The organism is Nonomuraea sp. NPDC005501 (assembly GCF_040605905.1).
Lineage (GTDB): Bacteria > Actinomycetota > Actinomycetes > Streptosporangiales > Streptosporangiaceae > Nonomuraea.
This window is the reverse complement of the sequence record NZ_JBEXDT010000078.1, coordinates 16,930-29,224: the sequence shown is the minus strand read 5'-3', so window position 1 is coordinate 29,224 and position 12,295 is coordinate 16,930. Positions and strand designations below refer to the sequence as shown.

At 74.5% G+C, this 12,295-nt stretch carries 11 protein-coding genes; 8 read left to right on the top strand and 3 right to left on the bottom strand.

Features of this window, described 5'->3' with window-relative positions:
- The first annotated feature begins 34 nt into the window (after positions 1-34).
- The 3 genes from ABZS51_RS31050 (at position 35) to ABZS51_RS31040 (ending at position 3,889) form a co-directional block, all read left to right on the top strand.
- Positions 35-1,168: a M20 family metallopeptidase gene (locus ABZS51_RS31050; RefSeq protein ID WP_355448361.1), complete on the top strand. Its 1,134-nt coding sequence runs from the start codon at positions 35-37 to the stop codon at positions 1,166-1,168.
- A 90-nt stretch (positions 1,169-1,258) separates the two neighbouring features.
- Positions 1,259-2,314 carry an LLM class flavin-dependent oxidoreductase gene (locus tag ABZS51_RS31045; RefSeq protein ID WP_355448358.1) on the top strand — a complete coding sequence of 352 codons (1,056 nt, stop codon included), beginning with the start codon at positions 1,259-1,261 and terminating at the stop codon, positions 2,312-2,314.
- Between the two features lie 72 nt (positions 2,315-2,386).
- Positions 2,387-3,889, top strand: a complete 1,503-nt coding sequence (locus tag ABZS51_RS31040; RefSeq protein WP_355448355.1) for an AMP-binding protein — start codon at positions 2,387-2,389, stop codon at positions 3,887-3,889.
- 71 nt (positions 3,890-3,960) lie between these two features.
- Here ABZS51_RS31040 and ABZS51_RS31035 read toward each other — a convergent pair whose 3' ends face one another.
- Positions 3,961-4,872 (bottom strand): cyclase family protein, encoded by a 912-nt coding sequence (locus ABZS51_RS31035; RefSeq protein ID WP_355448352.1) that lies wholly within the window; start codon positions 4,870-4,872, stop codon positions 3,961-3,963.
- A gap of 79 nt (positions 4,873-4,951) precedes the next feature.
- Here ABZS51_RS31035 and ABZS51_RS31030 point away from each other — a divergent pair, with 79 nt between their 5' ends.
- On the top strand, positions 4,952-6,256 hold the full coding sequence (locus tag ABZS51_RS31030; RefSeq protein WP_355448349.1) for a serine hydrolase: 1,305 nt from the start codon (positions 4,952-4,954) through the stop codon (positions 6,254-6,256).
- Between the two features lie 57 nt (positions 6,257-6,313).
- Here ABZS51_RS31030 and ABZS51_RS31025 read toward each other — a convergent pair whose 3' ends face one another.
- A complete protein-coding gene (locus ABZS51_RS31025) occupies positions 6,314-7,063 on the bottom strand; it encodes an SDR family NAD(P)-dependent oxidoreductase (protein WP_355448408.1) in 750 nt (249 codons plus the stop codon).
- A gap of 119 nt (positions 7,064-7,182) precedes the next feature.
- Positions 7,183-7,806 (bottom strand): isochorismatase family protein, encoded by a 624-nt coding sequence (locus ABZS51_RS31020; RefSeq protein ID WP_310716477.1) that lies wholly within the window; start codon positions 7,804-7,806, stop codon positions 7,183-7,185.
- Between the two features lie 174 nt (positions 7,807-7,980).
- Here ABZS51_RS31020 and ABZS51_RS31015 point away from each other — a divergent pair, with 174 nt between their 5' ends.
- The 4 genes from ABZS51_RS31015 to ABZS51_RS31000 all read left to right on the top strand — a co-directional run bounded on the left by ABZS51_RS31015 (position 7,981) and on the right by ABZS51_RS31000 (position 12,293).
- The gene (locus ABZS51_RS31015) at positions 7,981-9,810 is read left to right on the top strand and encodes a protein kinase (protein ID WP_355448346.1); all 1,830 of its coding nucleotides are present in this window, start codon (positions 7,981-7,983) and stop codon (positions 9,808-9,810) included.
- Between the two features lie 109 nt (positions 9,811-9,919).
- Positions 9,920-10,282, top strand: coding sequence for a Zn-ribbon domain-containing OB-fold protein (locus ABZS51_RS31010; protein ID WP_355448344.1), 363 nt, complete (start codon positions 9,920-9,922; stop codon positions 10,280-10,282).
- Positions 10,279-10,614: a VOC family protein gene (locus ABZS51_RS31005; protein ID WP_355448341.1), complete on the top strand. Its 336-nt coding sequence runs from the start codon at positions 10,279-10,281 to the stop codon at positions 10,612-10,614. The genes ABZS51_RS31010 and ABZS51_RS31005 overlap by 4 nt, the downstream gene beginning before the upstream one ends.
- A gap of 89 nt (positions 10,615-10,703) precedes the next feature.
- A complete protein-coding gene (locus ABZS51_RS31000) occupies positions 10,704-12,293 on the top strand; it encodes a class I adenylate-forming enzyme family protein (RefSeq protein WP_355448338.1) in 1,590 nt (529 codons plus the stop codon).
- The last annotated feature ends 2 nt before the right edge of the window (positions 12,294-12,295 follow it).

Genomic DNA, 12,295 nt, shown 5'->3' with positions numbered 1-12,295 from the left:
TCCGGAGGGCGGCTCAGCCGCAGAGAGGACTCCAGTGTCGATCTCCGAGTGGACCCGGCAGGCTCTGCCCGCCATGCTCGACGACCTGCGCATGGTCGTCGAGCTGGAGACCCACAGCTACGACAAGGCCATGCTGACCGCCGGCCTCGGGGGCGTGCGGGCGCTGGCGGCCGAGCGGCTCGGCACGCCGGACCGGGTCGCCCTGCACGACGGCGGGGAGCACGGCGACGTGCTGGAGCTGACCTACGAGGGCACCGCCCCGGGCACCGTGCTCATGCTCAGCCACTACGACACCGTGTGGCCGACGGGCACCCTCGCCGAGTGGCCGTTCACCGTGGCGGACGGCAGGGCGACGGGGCCGGGCGTGTTCGACATGAAGACGGGGCTGGTGCAGTCGGTCTGGGCGCTGCGCGGGCTGCGCGAGCTGGGCCTGCAGCATCCGTCGGTGCGGCTGCTGTTCAACGGCGACGAGGAGATCGGCAGCCCGTTCTCCCGCTCCTCCATCGAGGCGGCCGGCGAGGACGCCCTGGCGACGCTGGTGTTCGAGGCGTCGGGAGGCGGCGCGCTGAAGACGGCGCGCAAGGGCGTCGGGCTGTTCGACGTGAGCATCACCGGGATCGAGGCGCACGCGGGCCTCGACCCCGAAGCGGGCGCGAGCGCCGTCCACGCGCTGGCCGAGGTCATCGCGCAGGTCACGGCGGCGGCCGCGCCCGAGCGCGGCACCACGGTCAACGTCGGCCTGGTCAGCGGCGGCACCGGCCGCAACGTCGCGGCCGGTCGTGCCACGGCGGGCGTCGACGTGCGGGTCAGCGAGCCGGCGGAGATGCGCCGCGTCGAGGAGGCGTTCGCCGCGGTGCGGGCGGCCGACCCGCGGATCACGGTCTCGGTCTCCGGCGCCTGGAACCGGCCGCCGATGACCCAGAACCCGGCCTCGCAGCGGCTGTTCAAGGAGGCGCAGTCGGTGGCGGCGGGCCTCGGGTTCGCGCTGGAGGAGATCTCGGTGGGCGGCGCCAGCGACGGCAACTTCGTCTCGGCGCTGGGCCGGCCGGTGCTGGACGGCATGGGCGCGGTCGGCGGTGGCGCGCACGCGCGCGACGAGCACGTGCTCGTCGGGCACATCCCGGAGCGGACGGCGCTGGCGATGGGCCTGATCACCGCCCTCGGCTGAGGAAACCTGCACGCGGCGGGGTCTCAAGCGGGAACGGACCTGGTACGCTCCCAAGCGAGCGCTTGGTTTATCCCTCCGAGAGGCCGCCGCATGAAGTTCTCAACCTTCCACCTCTTCCACCGGTTCGACGGGCAGAGCTTCAAGGACGTCTACGACTACCATCTGGAGCTCATCGAGCTGGCCGAGGAGCTCGGATTCGACGGGGTGAGGCTGGCCGAGCACCACTTCCGCGACTACGGCGTGGCGCCCAACCTCTTCACCGTGCTCGCCCACGCCGCCGCCCGCACCTCCCGCCTGCGCCTGGGCACCGGGATCGTGGTGCTGCCGCTGCACAACCCCGTCCACGTGGCCGAGGAGGCCGCCCAGGTGGACGTGCTCTCCGGCGGGCGCCTGGACCTGGGCATCGGCCGTGGGTACCAGAGCTTCGAGTTCGAGGGCTTCGGGGTGGACCTGGCCGAGGCGCGCGACCGCTTCAACGAGGCGCTGGAGGTCATCCTGGGCCTCTGGACGCGGGAGTCGTTCCAGCACGAGGGCAAGTTCTACCGGACCGGCTCGGAGGTGTCGCTCACGCCGCGTCCCCTCCAGGACCCGCACCCGCCGCTGCACGTGGCCGCCGTGTCGCCGGAGACCGTCACGATGTACGCCGAGCGCGGGCTGCCCATCCTGGCCGACCCGGCCGCGCCGTTCCGCAAGGTCGTCAAGGCGGCGGAGACGTGGCGGGACACCGCCGCCCGCGCCGGGCGCGGGGCGGGCGCCGAGCTGGTCGTGGCGCGCAGCGTGTACGTGGCCCCGACCGCCGAGCAGGCGCGCGAGGACCAGGCCAGGTTCGAGGCGGCCTTCGACCGCTCCCGCATCTTCAACGAGGGCAGCGCCCCCATCGACCCGAGGACGGGCAGGGCCGCGCAGGGCTTCGAGTACTACCAGGACCGCTACCTCAAGGGCGGCAGCGTGTCGGCCGACTTCCGGTGGGAGCAGCTGGAGGTGATCGGCGACCCGGCGCGGGTGGTCGAGCAGATCACGCTGCTGCGCGACGCCGGCTTCGCCAACCTGCTGTGCGACTTCGGCAGCACCCGGCCCATGCCGCTGGAGGAGATGAAGAAGGTCATGCGCTTCTTCGCCTCCGAGGTCATGCCCGCCTTCGCCTGACCGGCCCCGCACACCAGTCCGTACGGCCCGCGCGCCGGCCCGGCGGCGGGCGACCACCCCCCAGGAGGCGCGATGATCCACAGCCTGACCCTCTCGGACGTCCTCGCCGAGCACGCCCGCAGCCGTCCCGGGACGACGGCGGTCGTGGACGGCGAGGTCCGGCTCACCTACCCCGCCCTCGACGAGCGGGTCACGCGCCTGGCGGACGCCCTGGCGGCGCGCGGCGTCACGCCCGGCGAGCGCGTCCTCTGGCTCGGGCAGAACTCCCACGCCGTGCTGGAGCTCCTGCTGGCCTGCTCACGCATCGGGGCGGTCCTCTGCCCGGCGAACTGGCGGCAGTCGGCCGACGAGCTGCGCTTCGTGGTCGAGGACCTGACGCCGCGCGTGGTGGTCTGGGAGCCGTCGGAGGCGACGACGGCCGTCCAGGAGGCGACGGCCACGTCCGGGGCCGTGTGGGTGCGGGCCGGCCAGGCGTACGAGGAGCTCGTGGCCGAGGGCCTGGTGCGCGACTTCCCGCAGGTCGCCGACACCGAGCCGGCGCTCGCCCTCTACACCGCCGCCTTCGACGGCCGCCCGAACGCCGCCCTGCTCAGCAGCGCCGCCCTGGTCGCCCACAGCGCCGCGCTGCTCGTGGTCCGCCAGATGGAGCCGGGGTTCACCTTCCTCAACAGCGGGCCGCTGTTCCACGTGGGCACGATGATGTTCTGCCTGGCCACGCTGCAGATCGGGGGGACGAACGTGTTCACGCCCGCGTTCGATCCCGAGGAGGTGTGCCGGCTGATCGACGCCGAGCGGGTCACGCAGGCGTTCCTGTTCGGCCAGATGATCGACGCCGTGCTGGCGGTCCGGCCGCAGGGCAAGTACGACCTGTCGTCGCTGCGGTTCGTCGCGCACTCGGCGGAGTGGGACGAGCTGATCACCGTGGACGACTCGCCGTGGTGCCGGTCCAGGATGGGCGGGTACGGGCAGACGGAGGTGGGCGGCATGCTCACGTTCCTGGGGCTGGCTCCCGGGGCGGCGGGTTTCGCCGGGCGGCCGTCGCCGCTCGTACAGGTGCGGATCCTGGCGCCGGACGGCGGCGACGTGCCGGTGGGGGAGGTGGGCGAGATCTGTGCGCGCGGCAAGTCCCTCTTTTCCGGATATTTCGCCCGTCCGGAATTAAATGCGGCGAAGTTCGCTCATGGGTGGCAGCACACCGGTGACCTCGGCCGCCGCGAGCCCGACGGCTCGATCACCTTCATCGGCCCCCGGCTCCGCATGATCAAGTCCGGCGCCGAGAACGTCTACCCGGCCGAGGTCGAACGGGCCGTCAAGACGCACCCGGCGGTGGCGGACGCGGCGGTCATCGGCGTCCCGGACGAGCGCTGGCACCAGGCGGTCCGGGCCGTGGTGGTCCTGGCCCCGGACGCCACGGTGACGGCCGAGGAGCTGGTGGCGCACGTCAAGGGCCTGCTGGCCTCGTACAAGAAGCCCCGTGACGTGGTGTTCGCCGACGCGATCCCCAAGCGCGGCTTCACCCCGGACTACGACGCCCTGGACCGGACCCACGGCGGCGGCAACTACCCCGGCACCTGACCCGCACGCACCGTCCCCACCACCCTGAGCCGCCCGCGACCGACAACCACGGACGGGCGGGCGGGCAGGGGTCAGAGGACGGCGAGGGGGTTGAGGGGGCTGCCGGTGCCGCCCTCGATCCGGAGCGGGGCCGCGACGAAGACGAAGTCCGCGCGGCCCCTGGCGCTCAGCTCCTCCAGCCACAGCATCTCCACCAGATGGACGCCGTGCCGGTGCAGCAGGATGAGGTGGAGGTCGTCCGTCAGGCCCTCCCCCGCGAGCTGGCGTTCGTCCAGGCCGCCGATCGCCGCGTTGTCCGAGGCCACCACCGCGACGTCCCGCGCCGCCAGCCACCGCCCGGCGGCGGCCGACAGGCCCGGCTGACCCGACCAGTACTCCTCCCGCGACCGCTCCCACACCGCGGGCCAGCCGGTACGGATCACCGCGACGTCCCCCGGCCGGAGCTCCGGCCCGGCCGCCTCCAGCTCCTCCGGCGTGATCCGGTGCCCGGCCGGCAGGTGGTCCAGGCCCAGGTGCCGGGCCACGTCGAACAGGACACCCCGCCCCACCACCCCGCCCACCTGCTCGATGCCGCAGCGCGTGGCCCCGTAGGAGCGCACCCGGGCGGCCGGGTGGCCGTTGTACAGCTCGTCGCCCGACCACATGTGGCACAGCGCGTCCATGTGGGTGGTCGTGCCGTGGTGGGAGACGATCAGCGCGTCGTCGGCCACCCGCAGCCCCGCGCCGACCGGCCGCGCCCCCGCCGCGTAGTCGCCGCCGTCCACGGACATGAAGTGCTGCGGCAACGGCCGCCCCCTCAGGTGCGGGACGGTGCCGGGGGCGGACGAGGAGGTGGAGCCCCTGATCGGCAGGGCCAGGCTGAGCACCTCGCCCGTGGTGGCCGAGCGGAGGGCGTCCAGGACGGCGCCGGGGGTGAGGAGGTTGAGGGTCCCACGCTGGTCCGCTGGGCCGAAACGGCCCCAGTTGTTAGGCTCGGCAACCAAGTAAGCGCTTCCTTTCAGAAGGGGCGTGGACGCGTCCGGAGAGGCGTGCCCGTTCGGGATGACGTGACGAGGAGGTCCGATGCGCTGCGATCCCCGGTTCTCGCGCGTGCGTGAGGTGTTCGAGCGGCACTTCGCCGACGGCGAGGAGGAGGGTGCCGCGTTCGCCGTGTACCTGGACGGTGAGCCGGTGGTGGACCTGTGGGGCGGCGTCGCCGACCGTCACACCGGGCGCGCCTGGCAGGAGGACACCCCGGTGTACGCGTACTCCTGCACCAAGGCGGTCACCGCCACCGTCCTGCTCCAGCTCGCCGAGCGGGGACTGGTGGACGTGGGCGCGCCGGTGGCGGAGGTGTGGCCGGAGTTCGCGGCGGAGGGCAAGGAGCGCGTCACCGTCGAGCATCTCCTCACGCACGCGGCGGGGCTGCCGGTGGTGGAGGACCCGGTGCCCGTGGAGGAGTTCGGCGACCATCCGGCCATCGCCGCCCGCCTGGCCGGGCAGCGGCCGCTGTGGGAGCCGGGATCGGCGCACGGCTACCACGCGCTGTCGTACGGGTTCCTGGTGGGCGAGGTGGTGCGGCGGGTGACCGGCAAGTCGGTGGGCGAGCTGGTCGCGGCGGAGGTCGCCGGCCCGCTCGGGCTGGACCTGTGGATGGGCGCCCCCGACCCGGTGCTGGCCCGGGCCGCCCGTCTGACGGCCGGCGGCGACGGCCCCCGCGCCCCCCTCAGCCCGGCGCCCGGCACCTCGACGCCCGAGACCGCGGCACCCGACAGCCTCGCGCCGGGCAGCCCGGCGACTGGCAGCACGGCAACTGGCAGCACGGCAACTGGCAGCACGGCGACGGGAGACGCGCCCTCGGCGAGCGCCCTCAGCGATCTGGCCGGGGCGTCCGGCGACGGCGGGGCCTTCGGCAGGATGGCCAGGGCCGTGGGCGATCCGCAGAGCCTCATGAACCGGGCGCTCGGCAACCCGTCCATGCAGCGGCTCAAGGGCGGCGCCAACCACCCCGTCATCATGCGCGCCGGCTGGCCCGCCGCCGGGCTCGTCACCACGGCCCGCGCCCTGGCCGGCTTCTACCGCTCGCTGCTCGCCGGCGACCTCCTGCGCCCCGAGACGCTCCGGTACGCCCTCCGCCCCCGGGTCGGCGGTCCGGACCGGGTCCTGCACCTGGACAGCTCCTTCGGCCTCGGCTACATGCGCCCGGCGTCGACGTTCTTCGTCCCGTCGGCGACCGCGTTCGGCCACACCGGCCTCGGCGGTTTCGTCGGGTTCGGCGACCCCGAGCACGGCCTGGCCGCCGCCTACGTCATGAACCGGATGGCCGACGCCGTCTCCGGCAGCCTGCGCGCGTACCGGCTCACGGAGGCCGTCTACCGGTCCCTGTGACCGCGCCGCCGTCCCCACTGTGCCGTCCCCCCCTGTGCCGTCCCCCCTGTGCCGTCCTCAGTGCATGGTCACGCCGCCGCTCACCGACAGGGTCTGCCCGGTGATGTAGGCGGCGCGGTCCGTGCACAGGTACGCGACGAGGCCCGCCACGTCGGCGGGCGTCCCGAGGCGGCGCAGCGGGACGGCCCTGGAGATCTTCTCGACCAGGCCCGGCTCGGCGGCCGCCACGCGGCGCAGCATCGGCGTGTCGGTGGGGCCCGGGCAGACCACGTTGGAGGTGACGTTCGCCCGTGCCGCCTCCCTGGCGAGGGTCTTGGCCAGCCCGAACAGCCCCGCCTTCGTCGCCGCGTACGCGCCCTCGCCGCCCGAGCCGGCCCGCGCCCCGTCGGAGGAGACGAACACCAGCCGCCCCCAGCCCCGCGCCAGCATCCCCGGCAGGAGCAGCTTGGTCATCAGCATCGGGCCGCGCAGGTTCACCCGCCACATGAGCTCCCAGGCCGCCGGGTCGCTCTCGGTGAACGGCTCGACGATGGACACGCCCGCGTTGTGGACGAGGATGTCCACGTCCAGGCCCAGGTCGCCGGCCGCGACGCAGAACCGCTCCACCGACTCCGGTACGGCGAGGTCCACGCCCAGGGGGACGGCCCGGGCCAGCCCGGCGGCGACCCTGCCCGCGCCCTCCAGGTCCACGTCCGCCACCACGACGCGGGCGCCCAGGGCGGTCAGGTCACCGGCGACGGCCGCGCCGATGGCCCCCGCTCCCCCGGTCACCACCGCCGTCCGCCCGTCGAGCCGCAGCCCCTCCATCAGCCCGCTTCCCGCCACCGGCCCGTCCGTCACCGCCCCGTCCGTCACCGTCCCGTCCGTCACCGTCCCGTCCGCCACCGTCGCGTCCGCCTCGGTTCCGTCCGGCTTCCCCTCCTCCGTCATCGCCGTACCTCCCCGGCCGTCCCGTCGTCGGCCTTCCAGCGCTCCACCAGCCGGTCCGCCGTCACTCGGGTCGCGAGAAGGCTGACCGTGTGCTTCAGCACGGCCCTCGCGTACTCCTCCGGTATCCCGGCGACCGCGTCCGTGACCACCGTGACCCGGTAGCCGAGGTTCACCGCCTCCAGGGCCAGCCCAGGGATGCCCAGGTTCAGCGACACGCCGACGGCGACCACCGACGAGACGCCCAGCGACCGCAGCGTCATGTCCAGGGACGTGCCGGTGAACGGCGAGAAGCCGTGGTACCGGCGGCTCTCCAGGTCGCCGGGCTCCCGCAGCTCCGGCAGCACCTCGACGGCCGGTGTGCCCTCCAGCATGTGGGCGGGGTCGTCGAGCAGGGAGACGATGAACGGGCAGTTGCCGGTGTGGGAGCCCGCCCGGTCGGCCCGGAAGGCGGCGGTGCAGTGGACGACGGGGAGCCCGGCCGCCCGGGCCGCGTCCAGGACCGCCGCCGCGTTGGGGACGACGTCACGGAGCCGGCACGCTGTCACCAGATCCGGAAATTTCGTGAGATCGCCGATGACGCCCCTCTGCATCTCCATCACGAGCACAGCCTCGCGGTCCACCCTGGCCTCCAGTTAGCCGAGCGCTTGCTTGGGAGCATGTCCAGCGTACACGAGCCCCACCCGCCACCCCGAGTGACGCCAGCACAACCATGGGCGAAATATCACCAGTCGTGACAACCCGCGCCCCGGGTGAGACCGTCGAACCGGAGAAGGCTCGCGTGATGGGGGTTGGACTTGGTCCCTGGGTACCGGGAAGTGCGCCAGCTCGGCGGCGGTCACACCGGCCGCGTGTTCCTCGCCACCTACGAGACCACCGGCGCCTACGTGGCGATCAAGTACCTGAACGCCACCCTGCGCCGGGACGCCGAGTTCATGGAGCGCTTCCGGGTGGACGCCCCGGCCCTCGTCGAGATCGACGACCCGCACGTGGTCAAGCTGCACGAGTACGTCGAGACACCGGCCCGGGCGGCCGTGGTGATGGAGCTGGTCGACGGCGTCTCGCTGCGCGCCCTGCTGTCGGAGCACGGCCACGCGAGCCCGGAGGCGGCGCTCGCCGTGCTGAAGGCCACCCTGCTGGCGCTCGCCGCGGCCCACGAGCGCGGGGTGGCGCACCGGGACGTCAAGCCCGAGAACGTCCTCGTCCAGGCCGACGGCACGGCCAAGCTGGGCGACTTCGGCGTCGTGGTCCACGCCGAGGAGCCGGGGGTGCCCGCCGGCAGCCCGCCGTACATGGCGCCGGAGCTGTGGACCCGGGGCGCCGCCGGGCCGCCCGCCGACCTGTACGCGGCGGCGTGCCTGCTGTTCGAGACCGTGAAGGGACGGCCTCCGTTCCGGGCCGGCGGCGTGCTGGAGCTGCGCGACCTGCACCTGGCCGAGCCCGTGCCGCTGGAGGTGGTGCCCGACACGCTGCGCGACCTGCTGCGGCGCGGCCTGGCCAAGGACCCGGCGGAGCGGTACGCCTCGGCGCGGCGGTTCGCGGCGGAGCTGGAGGAGGACGCGGTCGCGGGCTACGGGGCCGACTGGGAGAAACGGGGCCGTCGTCAGCTGGCGGAGCTGGCCACGCTGCTCGCGCTGCGCTTCCCGCTGGCCCCGTCCGGTTCGGCGACGACCGGCCGCGCCTCCCGGCGGGACCGGCCGCTGCGCGACCGGCTGCTGAGGGTGCCGAAGCTGCCGCCCCACCTGTGGATCGCGGGCGCGGCCGTGACGGTCATGGCCATCGCGGTCGCGGCGTCGGGCGGCCGGTTGGCGCGCGACCCGGGCACGGTGCTGATGCCGCAGCCCGAGGCGCCCGAACGGTCCACGTCCGGCGACGCCACGGACCCGTCCCGCCGGAGGACCACCGGCACGGACCGCCCGGCCGCGCCCGCCTCCTCACGCCCACCGTCCTCACGTACCGCCCCGTCACGTCCGGTCGCGTCACGTCCGGTCACACCGGCTCCCGTGGGCCCCGTCACCACCGTCCCCGCCTCTCCTGGGCCCGTCACGTCCGCGCGGCCCACGCCGGGCGTGCCCTCGCCGACCTCGCCGAGCTCCCCGGCCACCGCGCCGGTCGTCCGCTCCGCCGGCATCGTGGGGTGGAGCGGCTCGGCGGGCTCGGTACGAGTGTCCGCCGAGGGGACCGGCCCGGTACGGCTGCGCATCGCGTACACGCGGCGCGACGGCGACGGACCGGCCCGTACGGTGGCCCGGGAGACGCGCACCCTGACCGGCGAGACCGTGTACACGAGCGGGGTGCTGCGCGACCTCGGCGACGTGCCCTGCGGCACGCGGGCGCACTTCGGCCTCATGGTGCTGACGGAGCCCGCGGCGGACAACGGGCCGCAGATCAGCGAGGTCGAGGTGGACGGCGGTCCCTGCCCGCCGCCCACGCCCACCCCCTCCCCCACGGCGAGCCCCGCGCCGACGCCCGGCCGGGCCGTCGCCCCGCCCGGCCCCCGGCCCGGCGACCCCGTCCCCCTCTCCGGGTCCCGAGGAGACCCCGCGGTCTCTCCTCCGGACCCGCAGGCGCCCCCTGGCGACGGAGTGCCCCCGTCCGGTGCCCTCGGGACCGCCGGAAACCACTGATCCGGCGGTCGCCGATCCGGGCGCGCCGGCGGCCGGGCACCGGTCGACGGTCCCGGGGCTGCCGTCGCGCCCTTGTCGGGTAACCAAGCGTGCGCTAGCTTGGCAAGCGATGACCGGTGACACCTCCGCCTACTGGGCCGCCTGCAGGCGCGGCGAGCTGGTCGTCCAGCGCTGTACGGACTGCGGACGGCGCGTCCACCTCCCCGAGGCGGACTGCCCGTGGTGCGGCGGTGACGGGCTCGTCTTCGAGCCGGTCTCCGGCGACGGCGTGGTGCACACGTACACGGTCGTGCACCGGTCGTTCGCGCCCGGCTACCGGGGACGGGAGCCGTACGTGCTGGCCTGGGTGGACCTGCCGGAAGGGACCCGCGTGTTCGGACAGGTCGTCGGCTGCGCGCCGGATGAGGTCCGCATCGGGATGCCGGTGCGGGTGACGTTCCTGGACGACCTACCGCATTGGAGACCCCTGTGAGCGTGCTCGGGAAGCTCGGCAACGTGCTCATCCCCGTCGCCGACCTCGACCAGGCGATCGCCTTCTACGGGTTGCCGGTGAAGTTCCGCGACGGCGACCGGTTCGCGGCGCTGGACGGCGGCGGCGTGACCGTGGCGCTGGCCGGGCCCGCCGAGCAGGTCGCCGACACGGCCGCGCCCTCGTACCGGGTGGACGACGTGGCGCTGGCCGTACGGGAGCTGTCCGCCCGTGGCGGTGAGGTGGTGCGCGCGCCCGAGGAGGGGCCGCACGAGACGCGCGCCGTGCTGCGCGACCCGTCGGGCAACGTCTTCGTGCTCTACGCCCCCCTCTGACCGCCCCTCGCCGCGTCCGGGTACGCGGCGACCCCTCTGACCGATTGCCGGCACTCCTTTCCAGCTCGACCGCTGATCCGGAGGCTCCCATGGCGCGATCCCCCTACGGCAACTACGGCCACGCGATCCTGACCGCCGGGGCCCTGCGAACCCCGGACAGGGAGGCGCTCACCTACTGCGGCGAGCGCCGTTTCACCTACGACCAGCTCAACCGGCTCGTCAACCGCCGCGCCCACGCGCTCCTCGCCGCCGGGATCACCCCCGGTCAGCGGGTCGGGGCGCTGCTGAACGAGACCCTGCACGTCGCCGAGACCTACCTGGCGCAGGCCAAGACGGGCGTGGTCACCGCCGCCCTGAACCCGTACTGGCCCGCCGACACGCTGCGCGCGGTCGTCGAGCAGTCGGGCTGCACGGCCTTCGTGTACGACTCGACGGTGGAGCGGGCCGTGGCCGAGATCAGGCCCGCGCTGCCGGGCGTGACCACCTGGATGAAGGTAGGAGGGCCCGGCGACGACCGGGTGGACCCGGACACGGTGGACTCGGGCACGGTGGATCTCGACGCGCTGGCCGCGGAGGCGTCCGAGGAGGAGCCGCCGATCGAGGGCGCATACGACGACCCGCTCGCCCTCTACTACACCTCGGGCACGACCGGCCTGCCGAAGGCGGTCGTCCACACGCACGCCTCGTCGCTGGCCACGGCCCAGATCTGGCTGGACGTGCCGCGCGGTCCCGATGCGGTGTTCGGCACGGGCGCGATCATCTGGGGCATCGGGTTCCCGGCCATCGCCGGCCCGGCCCTGTACGCGGGCATGCGGCTGGTGCTGGAGCAGGACTGGGGGCCGGCGAACTTCCTGCGGGTCGTGCCGCGCGAGCGGGTCACCCATGTGTCCCAGATCCCGTCGTTCTACGCGGCGCTGCTCGGCTCGGCCGAGCACGAGGGCGTGGACCTGTCGTCCGTCGAGGTCATCATGCTGGGCGGCGAGCCCCTGACCGCCACCATGCTCGACCGCGTCAAGAGCCGCCTGCCCGGCGCCGCCGTCTACTCCTACTACGGCCAGACCGAGGCGCCGTACACCTGCATGGGCCGCGTCGACGACGGCTCCACCCCCCTCGGGGCGTCCGGACGGGCCCGCACCGGCAACGCGGTCCGCGTGACCGGGCCCACCGGCGAGCGCGTGGTCGGCGGGATCGGCGAGATCAACCTCGCGGGCCCGCACGTGATGGCCGGGTACGACGGCCTGCCCGGCCGGACGGCGGAGGTGCTGCGCGACGGCTGGTACGTGGGCGGGGACCTCGGCGCCGTCTCCGACGACGGGGTGCTGCGGGTCCTCGGGCGGCGCGAGGACGCGATTCTCAAGGGCGGCGTCTGGAGCCAGCCGGTGGCCGTCGAGGAGGCGGCCGCGGCGCTGGACGGCGTCGCCGAGGCGGGCGCGGCGGGCGTCCCCGCGCACGTCGAGGGCCGGGAGGCCGTGGAGCAGGAGATCCTGCTGGCCGTGGTGCCCCGCGCCGGCCACACGCTGGACTCCGCCAAGCTGGCGGCGGCCCTGGCCGACACGCTGCCGGCGCACCAGCGGCCGGACCACATCCTGGTGGTGGACGAGCTGCCGCACTTCCAGGACGCGTCGGGCGGGCCCGGCAAGCTGCTGCGGCGCGAGCTCCACCGCCTGCTGGAGCGCTGACG